The following is a 24,999-nucleotide window of genomic DNA, read 5'->3' as shown; positions in this document are numbered from 1 at the left end:
ATTTAAAGTTCGTTAATTCAAAAATTAATTGTACCTTTGCACGGCTTTAAAAATGAGTATATACTCATATAAAGTCAGTCCGAATTATAAACGGGTTTACAGATGGGCGTTCTGTGAATCCAAAAAAACACAGTAATGTCAACATTTTTAGAGTTAGGTTTAAAAGAACCTATCAACAAAGCATTGACGGATTTAGGTTACGAAAAACCTACCGTTATACAAGAAAAAGCAATTCCACAAATTATTTCATCTACAGACGATTTAAAAGCATTTGCGCAAACTGGTACAGGTAAAACTGCTGCCTTTAGTTTGCCAATATTACAGCTTTTAGATACCAATAGTAATAATGTACAAGCTATTATATTATCTCCTACAAGAGAATTAGCCGTGCAAATTGGTAATAATATTAAAGATTTTTGCAAATATTTACCCGATGTAAAAGTCACCACAGTATATGGTGGTTCTAGTATGGAAGATCAAATTAGATCTTTAAAAAGAGGTTCTCAAATTGTGGTTGGAACTCCAGGAAGAACTGTAGATTTAATTAAAAGAAGAGCTTTAAAATTAGGAAACGTTCAATGGTTAGTTTTAGATGAAGCCGATGAAATGTTAAACATGGGGTTTAAAGAAGAACTTGATAAAGTTTTAGAAGCAACTCCAGAAACAAAACAAACGTTGTTATTTTCTGCAACCTTTCCAAGAGAAGTTGAGGCTATTGCAAAAAACTACATGACCAAACCGGTAGAAATTACTTCTGGTCAAAAGAATCAAGGAGCAGATAATGTAAGTCATGAATATTACTCAGTGACGGAAAGAACACGGTATCCTGCTTTAAAAAGGATTGCTGATTTAAATCCTGATATTTATGCAATTATTTTTTGTAGAACACGAAGAGAAACACAAGAAGTTGCAGATAACTTGATTAAAGATGGTTATAATGCAGATGCTTTGCATGGAGATTTATCTCAAGGACAAAGAGATTCTGTAATGGGTAAATTCAGAAAAAAAACCATTCAAATTTTGGTAGCTACAGATGTTGCTGCTCGTGGTTTGGATGTAAATGAATTAACACACGTATTAAATCATAAATTACCCGATCAAATAGAAAACTATACCCATAGAAGTGGTAGAACTGGTAGAGCTGGAAACAAGGGGATTTCTCTTGTTTTAGTGAATGGAAAAGAGAAAGGAAAATTACGCCAAATCGAAAGAATCATTCAAAAGAAATTTATAGAAACCAAAGTACCTACAGGGAAAGAAATTGTGCAGAATCAATTAATGAGTTTAATTGACAAAGTTCAAAATACGGAGGTAAATGAATCTGAAATCACAGAATTCTTACCAACGATTTATGAGAAATTAGAAAGCTTAAACAGAGAGGAATTGATTCAGAAATTTGTTTCTTTAGAGTTTAATACGATGTTAGCATATTATGAAAATTCTAAAGATTTAAACGATTTATCTTCAAGAGATAATTCTAGAGCAAGAACAGAAAACGAAAACATGACTCGTTTCTTCATCAATATTGGAAGAAAAGACAACTTAAATCCTGGGAAATTAATTGGTTTAATTAACGAACAAAATATTGGGGATAAAATAGAAATTGGTGCCATTGATATTTTAGATACTTTTTCTTTCTTTGAGATTGATAAAAATTTCGAAGACAAAACTCTAGAAGCTTTTTCTTCTAATCAACCAGATTTTGATGGTCGTTCAGTGAATGTAGAAATCACAAAAAAAGAACGTTCTGGTGGCGGAAGAAGAGGTGGTAAAAAACCATTCGGCAAAAAAGACGGTGGTTTTGGAAGGCGCAGAGGATCTGAAGTTTCATCTGGTAGGAGTAATGATAGCGGTAGAAAATCCGATAGACGTTCTTCAGCAGAAAGACCAAGAAGCTCTGGGGATAGAAAATCTAGCGGTTTTGGAAGAAAGCGTAGAGATTCATAAAATTAACTAGTTTTATATACTAAAAAAAAAGAAAAAACTCAAGATTCATTTAAATCTTGAGTTTTTTTTGCACTATGATTAGCAGTAATACCCTTTATAATTTGAAACTATTTACAGCCTATAAAGAAAGGTACAATTTATATAGATTTCTGCTTTCTCAAAATTTATGCATTAATTTTAATAAAGCCATCAATTAGATAAAATCGCTTTATTAATTTTTTTTATCAAGCTTGGACCTTCATAAATAAAGCCTGTATAAATCTGCACTAAATCTGCACCTGCTTTAATTTTTTCTAAAGCATCTTCTGCAGAATGAATTCCTCCTACTCCAATAATCGGAAATGATTTGTTAGAATGTTTCGCTAAATATTGAATTACTTTTGTACTCTGATTTTTAATAGGCTGTCCGCTTACACCACCATTTCCAATTTCTTGCAAACGTTCTTTAGAAGCTTTTAAATTATCTCTAGTAGTCGATGTGTTTGATGCAATTACACCATCAATCTTTGTTTCTGCAACCAACTCTATAATTTCATCTAGTTGTGCATTATTTAAATCTGGAGCAATTTTAAGAAGAATTGGTTTCTGCTTTTCTTGTTGATTATTCAATTTCTGACAAGCTGAAATTAACTCTAATAAATAGGCTTTGTCATTTAATTTTGCATGACTCCCTACATTTGGGCAACTAACATTTAAAACAAAATAGTCTACATAAGGATGCAAACCTTTAAAACATTCTAAATAATCTGTAGTATAATTTTCTGGTAAAGTTTGTGTGTTTTTTCCAATATTCCCGCCAATAATTACAGTGCCTTTGTTCTTTTTTAATTGCTGAATAGCAACTTCTAATCCGTCATTATTAAAGCCCATTCTATTTATAATTCCTTGATCATCCTTTAATCGAAATAATCTTTTCTTCGGATTCCCAATTTGACCTTTGGGTGTTACCGTACCAATTTCTATGAAACCAAAACCAAAATTGGCCAATTCATTATATAAAACTGCATTTTTATCAAACCCAGCAGCCAAACCAACAGGATTTTTAAATGTTAAGCCAAATAAAGTACGCTCTAATTTTTTATCTTTAACTTGATATAAACTTCTGAAAAGGTCTGGGACAAAAGGAATTTTACATAAAACTCTAATCAATGAAAATGTAAAATAGTGAACCTTTTCTGGATCAAAAAGAAATAAAATTGGACGTATTATTAATTTATACATATTATTAATTTATCAGCTCTAGTTCATAAGAAACTTACAATACTAATTTATTTTATGAACATCTCAAATTTGCTCTGGGGAGCAATTTTTAAATACAAAATACTACAACCATTAAAACTTTTAATTATCTCAAAACAGCATCTAATTTATTTTCAAAACTTTGTTGTAGTTTTTGCATTATTTTATCTATTTGCTTGTCCTCTAATGTTTTATTATCATCTTGTAACACAAAACTAACAGCATACGATTTTTTACCTTCTGGCAATTTATCACCTTCATAAACATCAAATAAATCTACTTCTTTTAACATTTTTCTTTCTGATTGAAATGCTAAATTATAGACTTCTTTAAATTCAGTTTTAGAATTTATCAACAAAGCTAAGTCTCTTTTTACAGCCGGAAACTTTGTTAAACTAGCAACTTTTATATTCTTTTTTCCTGAAAATTTTAAAACATTATCCCAATGAATATCTGCAAATAAAACCTCTTGTTTAATTCCGAAGTCTTTTAAAATAGTCCGTTTTACAACACCAAATTCAGCTAATTTAATTTTCCCTAAACTCAAGGTAATTCCCTCAGAAAAAACATCACTTTTTGCTGGTGAACCTTTTAAATTATGAATTCCTAATCTTTCTAAAATAGCTGTAATAACTCCTTTTAGGTAAAAGAAATCAGAAGTATTTGTGTTTGTTTTCCAAGATTCTTTGGTTCTATTACCCGTAACAAAAAGTGTTAAATGCTTATCTTCTTGATATTTATCATTATACAAATGATATGTTTTACCAAATTCATAAAATTTTAGAGAGTTGTTTTTTCTATTTAAATTATAAGAAACCGATTCTAAACCACTAAACAGCATTGATTGTCGCAATACACCTAAATCGTTACTTAATGGGTTTAGCATTTTTACATTGGCTTCTTCATTAATATTTTTAGATAAATTTACATATGCTGGTTTTGTCAAGGAGTTTGCCATGGTTTCATTAAAACCGAGCGCTGTTAATTGATTGGCAACAATATTTTCTACTTTTGTTTCTATATTAGAATCAAAAGAAATTGAAGTATTTAATTTGTATGAAAATTCAATATTATTATAGCCATATACTCTTAAAATCTCTTCTATAATATCTGCTTCTCTTTGTACATCTGTTCTATAAGAAGGTATTGTTAAGCCCAAACCTCCTTCAGTTTCGCTGTTAATTTTAATTTCTAAAGATGCTAAAATATTTTTAATTTCATCCTTTGGTATTTCTTGACCTATTAAGCGATATGCATTTTTATAAGATAAAAACACCTGAAAATCATTCATTTTAATTGGATAAAAATCAGAAATATCAGAAGCTAACTTTCCTCCCGCATATTTTTCAATTAATAACGCAGCGCGCTTTAAGGCATACTCTGTCATGTTGATGTCAATTCCTCTTTCAAAACGAAAAGAGGCATCTGTATTTAATGCATGTCTCTTTGCTGTTTTTCTGATGGAAACTGGATTAAAATAAGCACTTTCTAAAAATATAGAAGTTGTATGTTCTGTAACTCCTGATTTTAATCCGCCAAAAACACCACCAATACAAAGCGGATTTGAATCCGCATCACAAATCATAATATCATCTGCAGAAAGCGTTCTTTCTACTTCATCTAATGTTGTAAATTTTGTACCTTCTTTTAAGTTTTTTACAATAATTTTATTACCTCTAACTTTTTGAGCATCAAAAGCATGCAAAGGCTGCCCTAATTCATGTAACACATAATTGGTGATGTCTACAATATTATTTTTAGGAGTTAACCCAATCGCTTTTAACCTATTTTGAATCCATTCTGGGGAATCTTTTACCGTCACATGCGTGATGGTAATTCCGCAATAACGAGGCACTAAATCTTTATCTTCTACCTCTACATCAAAACGTAAAGTTCTTTCATCTACATGAAAATCACTTACGGAAGGCGAAATTAATTCTAAATTTAATTCCTTTTGAATTAAACCAGCTCGTACATCTCTAGCCACTCCATAATGGCTCATAGCGTCAGACCTATTTGGGGTTAAACCGATTTCGAAAACATAATCGGTTTTAATTTTAAAGACTTCAGAGACTAAAGTACCTGCTTCTAGTTTTTCATCTAAAACAAGAATACCCTCATGATCTTTACCAAGGCCTAATTCATCTTCAGCGCAAATCATTCCATGACTTTCTTCTCCTCTAATTTTTCCTTTTTTTATTGTAAAGCCTTCTCCTTTTTCATCATATAAAATAGTACCAACCGTTGCTACTGGAACTTTCTGTCCTGCGGCAACATTAGGAGCACCACAAACAATTTGAACAATATTTTCATTTCCTAAATCTACGGTAGTAACCTTTAGTCTGTCTGCATTTGGATGCTTAATACATGTTAAAACTTGACCAACAACAACACCTTTTAAACTTCCTTTTATAGATTCTTTGGTTTCAATGCCTTCTACTTCTAAACCTAAATCAGTAAGCAATTCACCTATTCTTTCAGTATCCCAATTAATTTTAAGGAATTGTTTTAACCAGTTGTATGATATTTTCATATTATTTTTTTACTATTTTCTGATGCAAATTTAATGCTTTTTAAAGATTATTTTAAACTTATTCTGTTCAATTTAAGCTTAAGAATGGCATGAAATTAAACAATTTTATGATATCTTAAATTAATTATAATTTTTAAAAAAAAATAAAAAATAAGCGAAAAAGAAACTAGTTATAGGAATATAATGAGCGCTTAGAAATATTTTTCCCATTAAATTGATAAAACATCTTCTTTGATTTTTATATCCATGTAAGTTCACCTTAAATTTTGTTTTTAAAAAGACGGTTTTTAAATATAAAAACACGCCTTACCTTAAAGTATGTAGCGCAAAACTTTAAGAAAGATAGATGGTAAGAAATTTATAAAAAAGTCTTTTTATTTACTTATTCGTTTTCCAACAATTTTTTGTACGTACTATAATAAACTAGACAAATAGTTTTTTATCTACCTTCTTAAAAAGGAAATAATAGATATTTGCGAGTAAAAACCCTGTTAAAAATCCTGTAAAAACATCTATTGGAAAGTGGACACCTAAATACAATCTGCTATACCCAAAAAATAATGGAAACAATAAAATTAAATAAATGTATTTATATTTTTCTCTGAACAAAAAGATTGTAAATATAGAGAAAAAGGTAGATGTTGTTGCGTGGCCAGACATAAAACTAAAACTTTGTGGTTTTATAAAAGTTCGCAGCAAATGCTTTATCGCTGGATCATTATTAGGGCGTAATCGATAGGAATTATCCTTAATTAGGACGGTAAATTGATCAGAAAAAGTAACTAGTACAATTAAAGATAGAATCATAACTCCACCTCTTTTCCAGCCAAAAGTTTTTAGGAGTAACACTAAAATAAGAAGGAACAATGGAGCCCAATAAAATTGATTGGTAATTGCCAACCAAAATGAATCCCATTGTTCACTTCCTAAATTATTTAAGAAAATTAATAATTCTTTATCTTTCTGTATAATTGAATCGAACAAATTATTTACTTATTTCTAAAATTTCTATTTCGAAAACTAAATCTGATTTTGCAGGAAAAGGGCCATATTTAGCTTCGCCAAAACCGATATAATAAGGTATAAACAACCTAGCCTTTTCTCCTTCTCTCATTTTAGCAGTCCCTTCTTTAAAACCAGTAATCATTGGTTTTTCGGCATCATCTAACTGAAAAATAAAAGGAATTCCACTTTCTCTAGTGGATTGAATTTTAGTACCATCTGCGGTATATAAATCAAAATGGCACTTAATTGGCTTGTTATCTACTACTTTTTTTCCTGATGGATTACTTTTTAGCATTAAAAATCTCAAACCAGAATCTGTCTTTTCTGCTTTTGATTCGTTCATTTTTGATAAAAAAACTTTTTTATCCTCTAAATACTTAGAATATCTAGCAGTTTCTGCATTGGCAAGCTGCTGCTGCTTATCTTTCTGATTTTCAGTATGCTTAATGAATTCAGCTTCAAAAATTTTACCTCCATCAAAAGACTTCGCTTTTGGACCAATCCTGATGATTTCAATAGTGTTAATCGTATCAAATTGTTGAATGTTATTTACAACAACCATTCTCAAAGAATCAATTGCTTTTTCTAATTGTATAGAATCTTTAAATTGACTTTTTAAGGCTAATAATTGGGTAGAATTCACAATCGTTTTTCCAAAAACCGAATGCTTACCATCTAAATGAGGTATTGGTTTGTGAGTGATAAAAAACTGACTTCCGTTAGAGTCTGGTCCACTGTTTGCCATAGACAAAATACCTGCATCATCATGTTTGTATAATAATGCACCGTTTTTATCTTTTGTAAATTCATCACCAAATCGATAACCTGCAGTACCTCTTCCTGTTTCTGTTGGATCTCCTCCTTGAATGATAAAGCTGTTTACAACTCTATGAAAACGAATACCATCATAAAAATGATCTCCTCGAATAGAGTCTGGAGTTCGGGTATTTGTTCCTTCTGCTAAAGAAACAAAGTTTGCCACCGTCATAGGAACATCATTTGAATATAACTGTAACAAGACATCACCTTTATTGGTTTTAATCTCTGCATACAGCCCCTCTTTTAAGTCTTTGTATTTGGCAGACTGACAAGCGGTAATTAGCGAAAAAACAAGAAAAACATAAATTATTTTTTTCATTTATTACTTTATAATTTCTAACAACTCTACTTCAAAAATAATAGCTGCAAAAGGTTTAATTTTACCTGGTCTTGGAGTTGCACCATATGCTAATTCTTGCGGAATAAAGAATTTATATTTAGCACCTTCTTTCATTAATAATAAACCTTCTGAAAAACCTTTTATAAATTGATTTGCGTTAGATTCATATGGTTTGTTTTTTTCTATAGTACTATCAAAAACGGTTCCATCTATTAAAGTTCCGTGATAATTAATTTTTATTCTAGAGGTTGCTACGGGCTTTTCTCCTTTACCTTCTTTTAAAACTTTATATTGTAAACCACTTTCCGTAGTTATGACACCTTCTTCCGTTTTGTTAATTGCCAAGAAGTCTTCACTCTCCTTTTTAACATCTGCAAATTTTACTAAAGCATCTGCTGCAGCTTTTTCTTGAGCCGCTTTCATTTTTTCTGCTTGTTGCTTTTGAAAAAAGACTCTTAAGAAATTATTTAAATCTTTTTGTTCAATTAACAAGTTTGTAGAATCCATTCCATTACGATATCCTTGTAAAAACAAATCTGTATCTGCTGTTTCAAAATTAGCTTTTACTTTAATAGCCATATCTAGACCTAAAGCATAACTAGCGGAATCTATTTCAGTTTCTAAAGAACTAACATCTGCTTTCTGATTTCCACAAGAAATCAACGTAGTTAAGACTGCCATTATTACAAAACCTTTTAATACTCTCATTTTCTATTTATTTAATATTAATTAATGTTACTGTACTTTTTATAGATTGGTTAATTCCAATTTTATCTCCATCTCCGGTAATACCAAAAGCACTATAAGACGGAATTACAAAGGTAATTGTTTCTCCTATTTTCATCAACTTTATTCCTTTTTGTAAACCAGAAATAAAATCCTCTTTATCTACAATATAGTTCTTAACACCCAATTCTTCTTTGCTGTAAATGATCGCATCTTTTAAATCAGTGATATTGTACATTAAAACTACTTCATCTCCTTTTTTGGGAGTCGGTAAATCTTGCTCTATTTTTTTGATATAAGTGTACCAAAACCCACTAGAAGATTGCAAATACAAATTTAAAGAATCTTTTTCTATGACCTTTAGAATCTTTTCATCTTCTATTTGGTTTAACCTTTTATTTTCCTCCATGGCTTCAAAATAAAGGGTTGTCGATGGTTTTTGATGAATGGGTCTTCTTGGCTCCATTTTAGAACAAGAAAGAAAAATAATCATTGCAATAAACAAAAATCTATACCTCATAAGATTGCTCTAATTCTGTTTGATATTCGGATAATAAAGAAATGAATTTTGTAACCGTCTCTGTCATTGATTTATCCGATTTTCCGCCAGCTGCATTATCATGGCCACCTCCCTCAAAATGGTTTCTAGAAAATTTGTTTACCGAAAAATCCCCTTTAGATCTAAACGAAATTTTAATAATTTGTTGCTCACTGTCTTCAATAAAAATAGCTGCAAAAATTATGCCTTTTAAAGAAAGCGCATAGTTTACAATACCTTCTGTATCCCCTTTTTGGAAGTCGAAACGTTTTTTTTCTTCACAGGTTAACGTAATATACGCAGTTTTAAAAGAGGGTAAGATTTGTAAATTACTTAAAGCTTGCCCTAATAATAAAAGTCTATTGTAAGAATTAGCATCATATACATTATTATGTATTCTATCGTTTTTTGCGCCTTTATCAATTAAATCTGCTACAATTCTATGTGTTTTACTTGTGGTAGATTTAAATCTAAAAGACCCCGTATCTGTCATAATACCTGTGTATAAACACGTTGCAATAGTAGCATCAATCAATTCTAAATCGTGATTCATATCGATAAACTGATACAACATTTGGCAAGTAGAACAAATTTCTGTATCGGAATACATATAAGTCACTTCATCGGGTTGTTGATGATGATCTATCATCGCAAAATCATTTGGATAGGCATCCAAAGTATTTTTCATGTCATAACCAACTCGATGCAACGTATTAAAATCTAAAAGAAAAATTAGATCCGAATGATCAATTGCTTTTTTAGACTGGCTATTTTGCCGATCAAATTTGTAAGTAGTTTCAGATCCTGGCAACCAATGTAAAAAATATGGATACTCGTTGGGCATTACAACGGTTGCTAAATGCCCTTTTTTATCCAAATAATGCTTTAAGGCTAATGCCGATCCTATGGCGTCTCCATCCGGATTTCTATGCCCAATAATTACAATATTTCTTGGTTCCTCAAGAAAGCTTTTTAATGCTTCAAATCCTTTTAAAATCATAAGGTGCGAATATACAATTTAATAACATTGTTCAAAATATATTTTATAATACCTTTGTTAAATAATCCTTATAATTTTTAATGAAAAATATTTTTTTTACACTCGGTACTCTTTTATTTTTAAGTTTATATTCTTGTAAATCAACTAAAGAAAATACAACCAAAATTACCAATCACAAAGTTGATTTTACCATTGCTTTTGGTTCTTGTAATAAGCAATACAAACCGAATATTCTATGGAAAGAAATCAAAAAAAATAATCCAGATTTATGGATTTGGGGTGGCGACAATATATATAGTGACACCGATGATATGACTAAAATGAAAAGTGATTATGATGATTTAAAAAAGCAAAAAGGGTATGCGGAACTTACTGAGAATATTCCTGTTTTAGCTACTTGGGATGATCATGATTATGGTTTTAACGATAGCGGAACTGAATTTCATAAAAAAAAGGAAGCCCAAAAATTATTTTTAGATTTTTTTAACGTTGATGCAAACAGTCCGAGAAGAAATCAAGAAGGAATTTATTACTCTCAAGAATTTAAAACAGCAAAAGGAACTATTAAAGTAATTGTTTTAGATACTCGATATTTTAGAACTCCATTGATAAAAGCCACTAACATCACAAAAAAGCGATACATTCCAAATGAAGACACGAACAGTTCCGTTTTAGGAAAGCAACAGTGGAACTGGTTTAAAAATGAATTGAATACGTCTAAAGCAGATTTTAACATCGTTGTAAGTAGCATTCAGGTTTTGGCTGCTGAACATGGTTTTGAAACTTGGGGTAATTTTCCGAATGATGTAAAAAAACTAAAAAATAGTATTATAGACAGCAAAGCAAAAGGTGTTTTTATTGTTTCAGGAGATCGACATTTATCTGAATTTTCTAAAATTAAGGTAGACAACTTAACATATCCTTTAATCGATTTTACGTCCAGCGGATTAACACATGCGTACACTAATTTTGTTTCAGAACCGAACCAATATCGAGTTCAGAATGTAATTTCAGAAATAAGTTTTGGTTTATTGCTATTTAATTTTGATAACAAATCTGTTTCCATGCAAATGAGAGGTAAAGACAATATTCTTTTACAAGAAATAAATCAAGTTTACCCATAATTTTTTATTTATTATAAAAGTACTACTTTTGCAAAAATTTAAAAGATAGAATGGCAACAAATAGAACTTTTACCATGCTGAAACCAGATGCTATAGAAAACGGGCATACAGGTGCAATATTAGAAAAAATAAATGCTGCAGGATTTAGAATTGTAGCAGTTAAGAAAACTCAAATGACCAAGGCTGATGCTGAAACTTTTTATGCAGTGCATAATGAGCGACCATTTTTCGGAGAATTAGTTGAGTTTATGACACGTGGACCAATTGTAGCTGCAATTTTAGAAAAAGAAAATGCAGTAGAAGATTTTAGAACTTTAATTGGTGCTACCAATCCTGCTGATGCTGCAGAAGGAACTATTAGAAAATTATATGCAACTTCTATGGGAGAAAATGCTGTGCATGGTTCTGATTCTGATGAAAATGCGGAAATTGAAGGAAACTTTCACTTTTCTGGAAGAGAGCAGTTTTAAAACTCATTTAAGATAAAATTTATAAAACTCGTAACGTAAGTTGCGAGTTTTTTTATGCAACCTATTTTTTTTTAGATATCTTTGATAAAAATCAAATTAATGAAACATCTCTTTTTCCTTTTTTTAATCTCGCTTTTATGCATCAATTGTGATAAAAAACTTGAAGATTCGCAAGAAATTGTAAATACCGATATTAAAAATTTCTGGAAAGCGTATGATCATATTTTAGCCGTAAACGATACTGTTTTGCATCTAAAATATATAAATGAATACTTTTTAGACAACGCAACAAGAGGCCAACAAGGCATGATTCGATCAAGAAATTATAGCCCTCAGGAATATGTAGATGCGATTAAAAAATATCCTAGGTTTTGGAATTCCATCAGAAATAACACTTTAAATACAGATAAATTTGATATTCAGATTAGAGCTGGAATTGAAAAATTTAAAGAAATTTATCCTGATTTAAAACCCGCAACAATTTATTACACCATGGGCGTTTTTAGGTCGCCTGGAACGGGGTTTAACGATATGGCATTAATTGGTTCTGAATTTGCTTTGGGTGATAAATACACTGTTACAGAAGAGTTTCCTGAAAGTTTGAATCATGTTAAAAAGTATTTTGAAATTAACCCACCACAATATGTAGATTTTTTAAATATTCATGAATATGTGCACACACAACAAAATGCCACGATAGATAATATCTTATCACAAAGTTTATTTGAGGGAATTGCAGATTTTATTGCCACCAAGGTTACTAGTAAAAATGCGCCTTTTAAATATCATAAATTTGGATTAAAAAATGAAGTAAAGTTGAAGGAGGCGTATGAAAAAGAAATGTTTAACGTTCGAAAAATGGGCGATTGGATGTGGAATGAAAACAATCAATTTAAAACGAGAGATTTAATTTACTTTATGGGAGCTAGAATTGCAGAAGCAAACTATAACAAAGCTTCAGATAAAAAATTAGCAATCAAAGAAATGATTGAGTTAGATTATAATAATGATACTCAAATCGAAGATTTTGTAAATAAATCAGGTTTTTTATCAGATACTGTTGAAAATTTATATCAGAAATTTGAAGAAAATAGACCAAATGTAATTGCTATAAAGCAGTTTGAGAATGGGAGTCAAAATGTATCTTCAAAAACAACAGAAATCACTTTAAAATTTTCTAAAAAGATGGATAACAATATAAAATCTACAGGATTTGGAGAATTAGGGAAAGATCATTTTCCTAAATTATTAGGAATTGATTTTGCCAAAGACGGCCTTTCTGTAACATATAAAGTAAAATTAGAGAAAAATAAAAGGTATCAAATTCTACTAGAAAACGGATATAGAACCGAAGATGAAATCCCATTAAAATCTTTTTTGGTTGATTTTAAAACATCAGAATAAAAAAATTACCTTTTCCAATCTACATCAGTTTTGTATTCAATAGCCAACTTATTGGAAAGATCTTTTAGAAAAACATTCAATTTAGTTGAATCTTTAATGTATTCTTTTGCAATAATTAAAGTTTCTCCAGATGCTACATTTATAATATAGTGTGTAGAAATTTGAATTATTTCTATAAATACTGAATAATTAATTTTAACCTCTCTTGTAATATCTTTAGATTCTAAAAAAGAATCTTTAAAAATGATATGAGATTGCATGCCAAATCTTTTTTTATAAGTCTTTGAAATATGTTTTTTATTATGAGTTTTTAAACGGTCTTTAAAATAAACGGGATAAAATACAATTGCAATACGTGTGATGAAAGAAAAGAAATAAAATGTTGATAAATTTTCTGAACCATAAAATAATAAATCAACTCCTTAATTTTCTATTTTGAAGTTTTTTATTTTTTGAAGCTTAGTATAACTGTTGGTCTAGATAATCTTTACGCTGGAGTTGATATTTTAAATCCATTAAATCAACATCAATTTTTCAATAATTTCTTCACCTAATTCCTCATTCATCATTTTTATAATTTTCTCTTTTCCGTAACTTAATTCCTCTCTTAAAACAGAAGATTTTAATTGAATAATTAACGTCTTATTTTGCAGTCTTATAGATGTCGTGTGCGTAACAACACCAGGTCCCATCATTTTAGTCCAAGTTTCTTCTATCTTCATTTTTTGCATCCCTTTACTCAAGTTATTTTCTTTGATAAAACTTTGCATTAAATCTTCTATTGAAAAAGAATCGTTCTCTCTTTTTGATTTTGACATCTTCTATTGTTTGTATTTGCAAATCAAACTTTTTTGCTTGCTTTACAATCTTATTGTTAATAATTAAATTCCTTGTTTATCAATCTTAAAAAATCAATTTTAATAAAGACAATAAAATCTATAGTTTAAAAATCTGATATGGTTTATCCCCTTTCTTTAAAATGTTTTCTGTTCTTTCAGCATGCGTATCTGTGATAAATATTTGTCCGAAATCGTCATTATTTACCAAATCTATAATTTGTGAAACTCTATTTTCGTCTAATTTATCAAAAATATCATCTAATAATAAAATTGGTAGTACATTAGATTGTTGTTTGATAAAATCAAACTGGGCTAATTTTAAAGCAATTAAATATGATTTTTGCTGCCCTTGAGAACCAAATTTTTTAATTGGATATTCACCAATCTCAAAACTTAAATCGTCTTTATGAATTCCGGAGGAGGTGTACTGAATCATTTTATCTTTCATTAATGACTTTTTTAATAAATCTGTCATTACAAAATCGTGCAACTGACTTTTATAATTTAAATTAACTTTTTCTTTATCCCCAGAAATTATTTGATATTTTTCATTAAAAATGGGAATAAAAGCTTCTAAAAAATCTTTTCTAATTTGATAAATTCTTGCACCATACTCAGAAAGTTGCTCATCATAAACGCTTAAATTTAAAGCATCAAAAGTTCTATTTGCCGCAAAATACTTCAACAAAGCATTGCGCTGGCTTAACACTTTATTATATGCCATTAAGTCTTTTAAATATAATTTGTTTTGCTGCGAAATTACACCATCAATAAATTTCCTTCTCGTATCACTGCCCTCAGTTACTAAATCTCTATCCGCAGGCGAAATAATTACTAACGGAAATTGCCCAATATGCTCAGAAAACTTTTCGTAAGCTTTCTCATTTCTTTTTAATACTTTTTTCTGTCCTTTTTTTAGACTACAAACAATTTTTTCATTTCTATGATGTAAAAGATAATTTCCTTCAATCATAAAAAAACCTTCTCCGTGCTTAATATTTTGCAAAGCCACAGAATTAAAATAACTTTTTGTAAAAGATAGATAATAAATAGCGTCTAAAACGTTTGTTTTACCAACACCATTATTCCCCACAAAACAATTTATTTTCTCTTGAAAATCAAAAGATTGTGATGCAATATTCTTAAAGTTAACAAGTGAAATTTTCTGTAAATACATGAATAATTAGAAGTGTTAAAAAGGAAATGCAAATTATTGAAAATTTAGCGAAATAACCGCTTTTTAAATCCAATTAAAAAAACTATTTTTGTCGCCTATAATTTTAAAGCAAATATGGCTACTTACAAGAAAAAATATAAACCAGAAGGTAAAAAGGGAGTGCAAGAAATTGATGAATCTGAATTTGAAACAGCTGGAGTTTTAAATACTTTAGATGAAACAGCTTCTAAATCTGAACAATGGATAGAAAAAAATAGCAAACCATTATTTGCTGCTTTAGTTGGTGCAGTAGTCGTTTTTCTTGCTTTTTTAGCATATACCACTTACATTACAGAACCGAATGAGCTAGAAGCTGCCAACGAGTTAGCATTTCCTAGAAAACATTTTGACGAAGCTGCAACTGCCGGTTCTGGTATTGATTCTTTATTAAATTTAGGATTAGAAGGTGCAGATGGTAGATATGGTTTTTTAGATATTGCTGAATCTTACAGCGGTACTGATGCAGGGAATATTGCAAATTATTATGCTGGCATTTCTTACTTACAAATGAAACAATATGATAAAGGTATTGAGTATTTAAGTAAATTTAATTCTGACAATGCTACTTTAAATGCAATTTCTTTAGGTGCTATTGGTGATGCTTTTTCGGATATAGATCAGCAAGAAGACGCGCTAGAATATTATGAAAAAGCGGCTAATACAAATGCCAATGAGTTTACAACACCTTTATTTTTGTACAAAGCAGGTCATACCGCTATGTTGCTAAAAAAATACGATAAAGCAGAATCTTTATTTACAGAAATTAAAGAAAAATACGCTACTTCTGATGAAGGGAAAGACATAGAAAAATTTATCAATGCGGCAAAATATGCCGAATAGTTTTCAGTAAAAACAAAATTCATTTTATACTGAATGCTTAATACGAAATAAAATGGCAACAACTAATTTATCTTATTACGATAAATCAACAATCCCAAATGCGAAATCTTTTCGATTTGGGATTGTTGTTTCAGAATGGAATCCTGAAATCACTAGAAATTTACAAAAAGGTGCAATACAAACTTTAATCGATTGTGGAGCTGCCAAAGAAAATATAATTTCTTGGGATGTTCCCGGTAGTTTTGAACTTGTTTTTGGTTGTAAAAAGATGATTCAATCTAAAAATTTAGATGCAATTATCGCCATTGGGAGCGTTATTCAAGGAGAAACAAAACATTTTGATTTTGTTTGTGAAGGCGTTACACAGGGAATTATCGATTTAAATATTAAATATGATGTTCCTGTAATTTTTTGCGTCTTAACAGACAATAATAAACAGCAATCTTTAGACAGATCTGGCGGAAAATTGGGTAATAAAGGAATCGAATGTGCAGTAGCTGCTGTAAAAATGGCAGCAATAAAAAACTCTGATAGAACTTCTGAAAGTATTGGATTTTAAATTATTCTTATTTTACTTTAATTTTTTTTTGAGCCTGTAAGCAGCAATTATGTTCGCTTTTTACCTAAAACGGACAAGGTTTTAAATACCTTACCAGAAATTTAAGAATACTTTTAACATCATTTGTTGACGCATTGCGTTTATTTCTTTAAATTTGATTTACTTAAAATTGGTATAAAATTTGATTCATTTTAAATCAGTATTATCAATTATTTTAAAGTTATGGGATTTCTAAAAAGAACAAATAAAAAATTCGATTATCAGCCTCGGTATTATAAAGGAGAAGGAAATCCTTTTAAAATTGAGCATAAACTAGATAAGTTTAGAACCACTGCTGGTAAAAATAAAGGCTTAAAATCTAAATTTACAGAAGCGATTAATGATCTTAAAAATGCGGATAAAAGGGGAAATAAAATCATTATTTTTATTGTTATAATATTGGTTCTGATCTTCTTATATATTATCGATTTTGATCTTTCAATATTCTTTTCTAAATAATGTCAGACATTATACAACTTTTACCAGATCATGTAGCCAATCAAATTGCTGCAGGAGAAGTGGTGCAAAGACCAGCTTCTGTAGTTAAAGAATTATTAGAGAACGCAATAGATGCAGGTGCAACAAATATTAAGTTACTTTTAAAAGATGCTGGCAAAACCTTAATCCAAGTAATAGATGACGGCAAAGGTATGAGCGCAACCGATGCTAGAATGAGCTTTGAAAGACATGCCACTTCAAAAATTCAGAAAGCAGAAGATTTATTTAATTTATGTACAAAAGGTTTTAGAGGCGAAGCTTTAGCATCGATTGCGGCAATTTCTCATGTAGAGCTAAAAACGAAACAAGAAAATGAGGAATTAGGAACTTGTCTTAAAATAGAAGGAAGCAAAATAGTTGCTCAAGACTTTATCAGTACCTCAAAAGGCACAAGCATGGCTGTAAAAAACTTATTTTACAACATTCCGGCCAGAAGAAATTTTTTAAAATCAGATACTGTTGAAACTAGACATATTATTGATGAATTTCAGCGAGTTGCCTTAGCACATCCAACAATTTCATTTTTATTGCACCATAATAATAACGAAGTATATCATCTAAAAGGTAGCAACTTAAGAAAACGAATTGTCGCTATTTTTGGGATTAAAATGAACGAAAAACTTGTACCCATAAATGAACAAACAGACATTGTTACCATTAATGGTTTTATTGCCAAGCCCGAATTTTCAAAAAGAAAACGTGGCGAACAATTCTTTTTTGTAAACGATCGTTTTATAAAAAGCTCTTATTTAAATCATGCTGTGGTTAATGCTTTTGATGGTTTGTTAGAACAAGGTTCGCATCCCTCCTATTTTTTATATTTACAAGTACCCACAAATTCTATTGACATCAATATTCATCCTACAAAAACAGAAATTAAGTTTGATAATGAAAAAGCATTATATGCTATGTTACGAGCTACTGTTAAACATAGTTTAGGGCAATATAATGTAGCGCCTGTTTTAGATTTTAACAGAGATGCTAGTTTAGATACTTCCTATCATTCTAATAAAAATGCAAGCACAACTTCTACTCCGAAAATTCATGTAGATCCTGATTTTAATCCGTTTAAAGAAACTACACAAAAAGAAATTTCATATCCTTACAGAAAAGAACAAAACACGCAAAGTTGGGAATCTCTGTATACTTCGGTTGCTATTTCTGATGAAGAAAAACAAGAAGAATTATTTGAGCATCAACAGGAAATAAAAACACAGAAAACCTTTCAAATTCAGCGTAAATACTTAATGAGTTCTATAAAGTCTGGTGTGGTTTTAATTAATCAAACTTTAGCGCATCAGCGCATTTTATATGAAGAATTTTTAGAAAGTATTACCGTAAAAGAGGCAAATAGTCAGCAATTATTATTTCCTGTAAAAATATCTTTTTCATCGCAAGAAATAGAAATGATTTACACCATGAAATCAGAATTAGAGAACGCAGGTTTTTCTTTTGATGAATTCACTAAAGATAGTGTTACCATAAAAGGAATACCTGTTTCTGTGATAGAAAGCAAAATTACTATTATCTTAGAAGAACTTTTAAACGACATAAACTTTGAAGTACCCGATGCTAGTTTTAGTCATTTTGATGTGATGGCAAAATCGTTTGCAAAAACATTATCGATAAAAACAGGAACACAGCTTTCTGTAAAAGAGCAAGAAGGTTTGGTGCATGATTTATTTTCTTGCAAAGATCCTTCTGTTTCTCCTTTTGGAAAAGCAACATTTAAAACTTTAACATTAAATGAAATTGATCATTTATTTAAGAGCTAACTATGAATAAACTTACAGACGCCATAAAACACATCATCATAATCAATGTAATTTTATTTATTGCGCCGCAATTACTAAAATTAGATTTTACGAATATGCTGGCGTTGCATTTTCCGAAAAATGAAAATTTCGGCATTTGGCAATATGTAACGCACATGTTTATGCATGGAAGTTTTCCGCATATTTTATTTAATATGTATGGTTTATGGGCATTCGGAACACCTTTAGAACAAATGTGGGGAAAGAAAAAGTTTGTATTTTTCTATTTCTCAGCAGGACTTGGTGCAGGAATTATCTACACCTTGGTTAATTACTACCAATTTAACCATATTTATGAACAACTAATAAACTTTGGTCTTTCCGGTAAAGAAATTCAAAATATTTTAGATATTGGGAGTTATAATGATGCAAGAATAATGCTGTCTAATGAAAAAATGATAAAGTTTTACAGCCTATATCACACTCCGGCAGTTGGCGCCTCTGGAGCCGTTTATGGAATTTTGGTTGCTTTTGGATTGTATTTTAAAGATGCAAAATTAGCATTGATATTTTTTCCTGTTCCCATTGCAGCAAAATACTTTATTCCGGTAATGATTTTGGGTGATTTATTTTTTGGGATGACAAAATACTCTGTTGGAAATATTGCTCACTTTGCACATATAGGTGGTGCTTTGATTGGTTTTATCATTGCATATTATTGGAAACAAAATCATTTTAAATTCAATTGATGAATATTATAGAAGAAATTAAAAGAAGATATAGTACCGGAAATATTATTGAGAAATTGATACTCATCAATATTGGGGTATTTGTTTTTACGCTTTTAATAACCGTATTTTCAAAATTATACAATGGCAATGCCAATTTTATCGTTGAGTGGTTTGCTTTAGATGACCGTTTTGATTCCATGTTTATAAAGCCTTGGTCTATTATTTCTTATGGATTTTTACATGGAGGATTTTTGCATATTTTATTTAATTTAATTGGTTTATATTTTGTAGGAAATTTATTTCTTCAATATTTTTCAGAAAAACAATTGTTAACATTTTATGTATTAGGCACTTTTTTTGGTGGTATTTTATATTTATTAAGCCAGAATTACTTTCCTTTATTTGAAGGAAAAGCTACCTACTTAGTAGGTGCATCTGCTGGGGTGTCTGCAATTTTTGTGGGTATAGCAACCTACATGCCAAATTATGAGTTAAAAATACGGTTTATTGGCTATGTTAAATTGTGGTATTTAGCAGCAATTTGGGTTGGTTTAGATGTTTTGGGTTTAATCGGTACAAACGCTGGTGGAAATTTTGCGCATTTAGGAGGCGCTTTATTTGGTTTTTTATATGTAACCAAAGCAAGTAATAAAGAAATTTCTTTGTTTGATAATTTAGGGAATCTCTTTAAAAAGAAAGAGAAACCTTTAAAAACAGTTTATAAATCAAAAGAAAAGAAAAATGAGCGTTCAAATGTCAATTTAAATCAAAAGCAAATTGATGCAATTTTAGATAAAATCAGCAAATCGGGTTATGATACTTTAACGAAATCAGAAAAAGAATTTTTATTTAAACAAGGAAAAAAATAATATTATTTTAACTCACCAACGTGAAAAAGTTATCATTTATCGATAAAATCATTTTTATAATCAACTCTTTGTTGGCAACACTCTTATTGTTGTCTTATTTACTTCCGTATATATCGCCAAATAGCATTGCTGTTTTTGCTATTTTAAGTTTATTAGTGCCTATTTTAATCTTTATTAATGTTGCTTTTGCTTTGTTTTGGCTGCTAAAACTAAAGAAACAGCTCATTGTATCTACTTTAATTCTATGTATAGGTTGGTATTTTACCCCACCTTTATACAAACTAACAAGTAATGGCTCTTCTTTAAATGATGATTTAAAAGTGATGAGTTATAATGTAAGAATGTTTAACCATTGGAAATGGATTAATGAAGAAAATATACCTCAAAAAATTAATGAATTTGTCATGGAAAAATCACCAGATGTTTTACTATTTCAAGAGTACTATATTTTAGAAAAACAACAATTTTCTTATCCATATAAATACGTAAAAACAAAAAATAATAAAGCTAAAATCGGCTTGGCGATATACTCTAAATTTCCAATTATAAATAAAGGATCTTTAAATTTAAAGAACACCTCTAACAATATTATTTTTGTTGATATTAAAAGAAAAAAAGATACGGTAAGAGTCTATAATTTACATTTACAATCGCTAGAATTAAGAACTGACAAAGAAAATTTCGGAGAAGAAAATTCACAAAAATTAATTGCCAGATTAGAGGAAGGTTTTAAAAAACAAGCGGCTCAGACTAAAGTATTTTTAGAACATGAAAAAAAATGGAAAGGAAAAAAAATAGTTGCTGGCGATTTTAATAACACTTCGTATTCTTGGGTGTATAATCAGATTTCAAAAAATAAAAAAGATACTTTTATAGAAGCTGGTGATGGTTTCGGAAAGACCTATAATTACTGGTTTCCTATGCGCATTGATTTTATTTTAACCGATAGCACAGCCATTGTAAATAAGTTTCATTCTTTTTCTGAGAATAATTCAGACCACTTCCCTATTCTAGCCAAAATAAATTGGTAAGATTCTATATATTCGTACTATAAAAGCTATAAATTTCATGAAACATTTTGATGTCGCAATTATCGGTAGTGGTCCTTCTGGAGCATCCACAGCATTTTATCTAGGCAAACAAGGAATTTCTACTGTAATTATTGAAAAAGAAACCCTACCAAGATATAAAACATGTGGTGGTGGCTTTGTCAATAGAGGTAAAAAAGAGATGCCTTTTGATATTTCTGAAGTTATTGAACGCGAATTTTTTTCAGTAGATAGTTATTTTAATAATAATTTAGAAATTTGTTATAAATCGTACAAGGAAACTCCAATAATTACAATGATTATGAGAGATTCTTTTGATCATTTAATTACGAAAAAAGCAAAAGAATTTGGTGTTACTTTATTAGAAAACCATAAATTACTAGCGATTGATTACAGAGATAAAAGGTCGATTCTAAAAACGGAACAAGGAGAAATTTCTGCAAATTTTGTAATTGCTGCGGATGGTGTTTTAAGTCCGACTGCAAAAATGGCTGGTTGGAAAGAAGACACTAGAAAACTAATTCCTGCTTTAGAATATGAAGTAGAGGTATCTGCAGAAGATTTTGAACGCCTCTCTAAAAGTGTTCGTTTTGATATTGATGCTGTTCCGTACGGATATGCATGGAGTTTTCCAAAGAAAAACCATTTATCACTAGGGGTTTTAACAACAAAAAAAGGGAAAATAAATTTAAAAGAATACTACAGAAAATATATACATACTTTAGGAATTAAAGAAATCATAAAAGAAGATGCGCATGGTTTTCAAATTCCGATTGCACCAAGAACAGACGGATTTGTAAAAAATAATGTCTTCCTAATTGGTGATGCAGCAGGGTTTGCAGAGCCTATTACTGCTGAAGGAATTTCTAATGCTATTTTAAGCGGAAAATACGTGGCGGAAGCAATTATTGAAAGTAATTTAGACCAAGCATTGGCTGAAAAAATATATCTAGAAAAACTGAATATCAAGCTATTGCCTGAATTAAAATCTGGACAAATTTTATCTAAATTTTTCTATCACAAAAATCCTGTTAGAAATTTTATATTAAACAAATATGGACAACATTTTAATACAATTATGGTCGATGTTTTGCATGGCGATAGACCTTTTCCAACCAATGTTTCGGAAAAACTAAAGAATAAAGTTAAAGAGAAAATTTTTTAAATCCATATTCTCGTTCTACTTTACAGATTCTTAATTGGTATTGTTTATACCATTTTTCTCTCCCTAAAATTCTAGCTTCTGTATGCTCTATATTATTTTTCCATGCAATAATATCTTCTTCAGTTTGCCAATAAGATACTGTAATTCCTATTTCCGTTCTTGCAGACTCCATTCCTAAAAAGCCATTTTGTTGTTTGGCTAATTCTTCCATTCTGTCAGCAGTTTCTAAATAACCTTCCAGACTATCTTCTACTATTGTTGAAAAAATTACCGCAAAATATGGAGGTTTTAAATTCGTTACAATCATAATTCTAATTCGTATTTAGTTTCGGGTAGTTTTATGTCATCACTTAAAAAATACGTAACAATTTTAAAATTTAACTTTTTTAAAATTTTTACTGATGCTATATTTTCATCAACCACGTAGCCTACTAATTTTTTAATTCCTCTTTGTTTGCAATATATAATTGTTGCTTTACAAACTTCAAAACCATAACCATTACCCCAGTATTTTTCTAAAAAACGATACCCAATTTCATCATTAATATTATCTTTTACCAAAGCTAGAGTACCTATAAATTTATTGTCTAATTTTCTTTCAATTGCGTAAATCCAAAAGTCATTCAAATGTTTATCATATCTAGCAATTAAATCTAAAAGTTCTATGTTATTTTCTTTAAGATTTTTTACTTCTCCTGTTGCATATTTTAAAACCTTAGGATTACTTTCCAATTGATGAAAAGGTCCTAAATCATTTAAATTTAGTTTTCTAATAAGTAATCTTTCCGTCTCAAAAATCATCAATATTATTGTAAATTTGCACAGGCAAACTATTAATTAGTTGGCCACTTTTATTAGAAAGGGCTAACGCATAAATAGGCCTATAGAATTATAAAACCTCAATTATCGAGTAAAAGTACAAGAATGATCACAGATAAAAAAGTAGCTTTTTACACCTTGGGTTGTAAATTAAATTTTTCTGAAACATCCACCATAGCAAGAAACTTTGTAAATGAAGGTTTTAAACGCGTGGATTTTGAAGAGAAAGCAGACATTTATGTAATTAATACTTGTTCTGTTACAGACAATGCAGACAAGCGTTTTAAATCGATTGTAAAAAATGCTTTAAAGAAAAACGACGATGCTTTTTTAATTGCGATTGGATGTTATGCTCAATTAAAACCAGAAGAATTGGCTTCCGTTGATGGTGTAGATTTGGTTTTAGGGGCAACAGAAAAATTTAATGTTACGAGTTACATTAACGATTTAAGCAAAAATGAACTTGGAGAAATTCATTCTTGTGAAATTTCTGATGCCGATTTTTATGTTGGATCTTATTCTATAGGCGATAGAACTCGTGCTTTTCTAAAAGTACAAGATGGATGCGATTATAAATGCACCTATTGTACAATTCCTTTAGCACGTGGAATTTCTAGAAGTGATACTTTAGAAAACGTGCTTGTAAATGCAAAAGAAATCGCATCCAAAGGAATTAAAGAAATTGTTTTGACCGGTGTAAATATTGGGGATTATGGTAAAGGAGAATTTGGCAATAAAAAACACGAACACACGTTTTTAGACCTCGTGAAAAAATTAGATAAAGTTGAGAATATCCATCGTTTACGAATCTCATCCATAGAGCCCAATCTACTAAAGGATGAAACGATTGATTTTGTTTCTACATCGAATACTTTTGTACCACATTTTCATATTCCTTTGCAATCTGGAAGTGATGAATTATTAAAGAAAATGAAACGAAGATATTTGTCGAATACCTATACAAATAGAGTTTCAAGAATTAAGGAAACAATGCCCAATGCGTGTATTGGTGTGGATGTAATTGTTGGTTTTCCGGGTGAAACGGATGCATTATTTTTAGAAACTTACAACTATTTAAACCAATTAGATATTTCCTATTTACATGTCTTTACCTACTCTGAAAGACCTAATACAGAGGCTGTAAATTTAGACGGAGTTGTCCCTAAAAAAGTACGTGCAAAACGCAGTAAAATGTTACGCGGTTTATCAGCAAAAAAAAGGCGCTCTTTTTATGAAGACCAGCTAGGGAATAACTTAACCGTTTTATTCGAAAATGAAAACAAAGAAGGGTATATTCATGGATTTACAGAAAATTATGTAAAAGTAAAAACTCCTTGGCATCCAGAATTGGTAAATACTTTGCATAAAATTACACTGACTAAAATTGATGATGATGGTCTGGTTCGTTTCAATTTTATAAAGGATGCTGTTACAATCTAATAAGTAATAGTAAACTTACTTGAATAAATTATAGGA

The 24,999-nt window shown here is 29.9% G+C and carries 25 protein-coding genes; 13 read left to right on the top strand and 12 right to left on the bottom strand.

Annotated features, from left to right (window positions below; all coding sequences use genetic code 11):
* Window positions 1-135: 135 nt before the first annotated feature.
* The gene (locus K8354_RS05485; protein ID WP_223446098.1) at window positions 136-1,947 is read left to right on the top strand and encodes a DEAD/DEAH box helicase; all 1,812 of its coding nucleotides are present in this window, start codon (window positions 136-138) and stop codon (window positions 1,945-1,947) included.
* A gap of 189 nt (window positions 1,948-2,136) precedes the next feature.
* Here the strand turns inward: K8354_RS05485 and K8354_RS05480 are convergent, their stop codons facing one another.
* The 7 genes from K8354_RS05480 to K8354_RS05450 form a co-directional block, all read right to left on the bottom strand.
* Complete coding sequence (locus K8354_RS05480) at window positions 2,137-3,168, bottom strand: quinone-dependent dihydroorotate dehydrogenase (RefSeq protein ID WP_223446096.1); 1,032 nt, start codon at window positions 3,166-3,168, stop codon at window positions 2,137-2,139.
* A gap of 124 nt (window positions 3,169-3,292) precedes the next feature.
* Window positions 3,293-5,719: a phenylalanine--tRNA ligase subunit beta gene (gene pheT, locus K8354_RS05475; RefSeq protein ID WP_223446094.1), complete on the bottom strand. Its 2,427-nt coding sequence runs from the start codon at window positions 5,717-5,719 to the stop codon at window positions 3,293-3,295.
* A gap of 423 nt (window positions 5,720-6,142) precedes the next feature.
* Window positions 6,143-6,703 (bottom strand): phosphatase PAP2 family protein, encoded by a 561-nt coding sequence (locus K8354_RS05470; RefSeq protein WP_223446092.1) that lies wholly within the window; start codon window positions 6,701-6,703, stop codon window positions 6,143-6,145.
* A gap of 1 nt (window position 6,704) precedes the next feature.
* Window positions 6,705-7,862, bottom strand: a complete 1,158-nt coding sequence (locus K8354_RS05465; protein WP_223446090.1) for a peptidylprolyl isomerase — start codon at window positions 7,860-7,862, stop codon at window positions 6,705-6,707.
* Window positions 7,863-7,865: 3 nt separating this feature from the next.
* Window positions 7,866-8,591, bottom strand: coding sequence for an FKBP-type peptidyl-prolyl cis-trans isomerase (locus tag K8354_RS05460; RefSeq protein ID WP_223446088.1), 726 nt, complete (start codon window positions 8,589-8,591; stop codon window positions 7,866-7,868).
* 7 nt (window positions 8,592-8,598) lie between these two features.
* A complete protein-coding gene (gldI, locus tag K8354_RS05455) occupies window positions 8,599-9,129 on the bottom strand; it encodes a gliding motility-associated peptidyl-prolyl isomerase GldI (RefSeq protein ID WP_223446086.1) in 531 nt (176 codons plus the stop codon).
* Window positions 9,119-10,147, bottom strand: a complete 1,029-nt coding sequence (locus K8354_RS05450; protein WP_223446084.1) for a DHH family phosphoesterase — start codon at window positions 10,145-10,147, stop codon at window positions 9,119-9,121. The genes gldI and K8354_RS05450 overlap by 11 nt, the downstream gene beginning before the upstream one ends.
* A gap of 80 nt (window positions 10,148-10,227) precedes the next feature.
* Between K8354_RS05450 and K8354_RS05445 the strand changes: the two genes are divergently transcribed.
* The 3 genes from K8354_RS05445 (at window position 10,228) to K8354_RS05435 (ending at window position 13,145) form a co-directional block, all read left to right on the top strand.
* On the top strand, window positions 10,228-11,271 hold the full coding sequence (locus K8354_RS05445) for an alkaline phosphatase D family protein (protein ID WP_223446081.1): 1,044 nt from the start codon (window positions 10,228-10,230) through the stop codon (window positions 11,269-11,271).
* A 50-nt stretch (window positions 11,272-11,321) separates the two neighbouring features.
* Entirely contained in the window at window positions 11,322-11,741 is a 420-nt protein-coding gene (locus K8354_RS05440) for a nucleoside-diphosphate kinase (protein WP_223446079.1), read from the top strand.
* Window positions 11,742-11,840: 99 nt separating this feature from the next.
* Window positions 11,841-13,145 carry a hypothetical protein gene (locus K8354_RS05435; RefSeq protein WP_223446077.1) on the top strand — a complete coding sequence of 435 codons (1,305 nt, stop codon included), beginning with the start codon at window positions 11,841-11,843 and terminating at the stop codon, window positions 13,143-13,145.
* A 5-nt stretch (window positions 13,146-13,150) separates the two neighbouring features.
* On the opposite strand, the gene K8354_RS05430 is transcribed toward K8354_RS05435, so the two are convergent.
* From K8354_RS05430 to recF, 3 genes are all read right to left on the bottom strand, one after another.
* A complete protein-coding gene (locus K8354_RS05430) occupies window positions 13,151-13,405 on the bottom strand; it encodes a hypothetical protein (RefSeq protein ID WP_223446075.1) in 255 nt (84 codons plus the stop codon).
* Between the two features lie 255 nt (window positions 13,406-13,660).
* Entirely contained in the window at window positions 13,661-13,963 is a 303-nt protein-coding gene (locus tag K8354_RS05425) for a DciA family protein (RefSeq protein WP_223446073.1), read from the bottom strand.
* Between the two features lie 118 nt (window positions 13,964-14,081).
* Complete coding sequence (gene recF, locus K8354_RS05420) at window positions 14,082-15,161, bottom strand: DNA replication/repair protein RecF (protein WP_223446072.1); 1,080 nt, start codon at window positions 15,159-15,161, stop codon at window positions 14,082-14,084.
* A gap of 114 nt (window positions 15,162-15,275) precedes the next feature.
* On the opposite strand from recF, the gene K8354_RS05415 reads away from it, so the two are divergent.
* The 8 genes from K8354_RS05415 (at window position 15,276) to K8354_RS05380 (ending at window position 22,704) form a co-directional block, all read left to right on the top strand.
* A complete protein-coding gene (locus tag K8354_RS05415) occupies window positions 15,276-16,040 on the top strand; it encodes a tetratricopeptide repeat protein (RefSeq protein ID WP_223446070.1) in 765 nt (254 codons plus the stop codon).
* A 52-nt stretch (window positions 16,041-16,092) separates the two neighbouring features.
* Window positions 16,093-16,599, top strand: a complete 507-nt coding sequence (gene ribH / locus K8354_RS05410) for a 6,7-dimethyl-8-ribityllumazine synthase (protein ID WP_223446068.1) — start codon at window positions 16,093-16,095, stop codon at window positions 16,597-16,599.
* Between the two features lie 222 nt (window positions 16,600-16,821).
* Entirely contained in the window at window positions 16,822-17,097 is a 276-nt protein-coding gene (locus K8354_RS05405; protein ID WP_223446066.1) for a riboflavin synthase subunit beta, read from the top strand.
* Window positions 17,097-18,911: a DNA mismatch repair endonuclease MutL gene (mutL, locus tag K8354_RS05400; RefSeq protein ID WP_223446064.1), complete on the top strand. Its 1,815-nt coding sequence runs from the start codon at window positions 17,097-17,099 to the stop codon at window positions 18,909-18,911. The genes K8354_RS05405 and mutL overlap by 1 nt, the downstream gene beginning before the upstream one ends.
* A 2-nt stretch (window positions 18,912-18,913) precedes the next feature.
* Complete coding sequence (locus tag K8354_RS05395; RefSeq protein WP_223446062.1) at window positions 18,914-19,639, top strand: rhomboid family intramembrane serine protease; 726 nt, start codon at window positions 18,914-18,916, stop codon at window positions 19,637-19,639.
* On the top strand, window positions 19,639-20,490 hold the full coding sequence (locus K8354_RS05390) for a rhomboid family protein (protein WP_223446060.1): 852 nt from the start codon (window positions 19,639-19,641) through the stop codon (window positions 20,488-20,490). The genes K8354_RS05395 and K8354_RS05390 overlap by 1 nt, the downstream gene beginning before the upstream one ends.
* Before the next feature lie 20 nt (window positions 20,491-20,510).
* Window positions 20,511-21,521: an endonuclease/exonuclease/phosphatase family protein gene (locus tag K8354_RS05385; RefSeq protein ID WP_223446058.1), complete on the top strand. Its 1,011-nt coding sequence runs from the start codon at window positions 20,511-20,513 to the stop codon at window positions 21,519-21,521.
* Window positions 21,522-21,558: 37 nt separating this feature from the next.
* Entirely contained in the window at window positions 21,559-22,704 is a 1,146-nt protein-coding gene (locus K8354_RS05380; RefSeq protein ID WP_223446056.1) for a geranylgeranyl reductase family protein, read from the top strand.
* Here the strand turns inward: K8354_RS05380 and K8354_RS05375 are convergent.
* Window positions 22,685-23,011, bottom strand: a complete 327-nt coding sequence (locus tag K8354_RS05375) for an antibiotic biosynthesis monooxygenase family protein (RefSeq protein ID WP_223446054.1) — start codon at window positions 23,009-23,011, stop codon at window positions 22,685-22,687. The two genes, K8354_RS05380 and K8354_RS05375, sit on opposite strands and share 20 nt — an antisense overlap.
* Entirely contained in the window at window positions 23,008-23,505 is a 498-nt protein-coding gene (locus K8354_RS05370) for a GNAT family N-acetyltransferase (RefSeq protein ID WP_223446052.1), read from the bottom strand. The genes K8354_RS05375 and K8354_RS05370 overlap by 4 nt, the downstream gene beginning before the upstream one ends.
* A 123-nt stretch (window positions 23,506-23,628) precedes the next feature.
* Here K8354_RS05370 and mtaB point away from each other — a divergent pair, with 123 nt between their 5' ends.
* Window positions 23,629-24,963, top strand: coding sequence for a tRNA (N(6)-L-threonylcarbamoyladenosine(37)-C(2))-methylthiotransferase MtaB (gene mtaB, locus K8354_RS05365; RefSeq protein WP_223446050.1), 1,335 nt, complete (start codon window positions 23,629-23,631; stop codon window positions 24,961-24,963).
* Window positions 24,964-24,999 lie beyond the last annotated feature (36 nt).

Source organism: Polaribacter litorisediminis (assembly GCF_019968605.1).
GTDB lineage: Bacteria > Bacteroidota > Bacteroidia > Flavobacteriales > Flavobacteriaceae > Polaribacter > Polaribacter litorisediminis.
The sequence above is the reverse complement of the archived record's forward strand: the minus strand, read 5'-3'. Positions and strand labels throughout refer to the sequence as shown.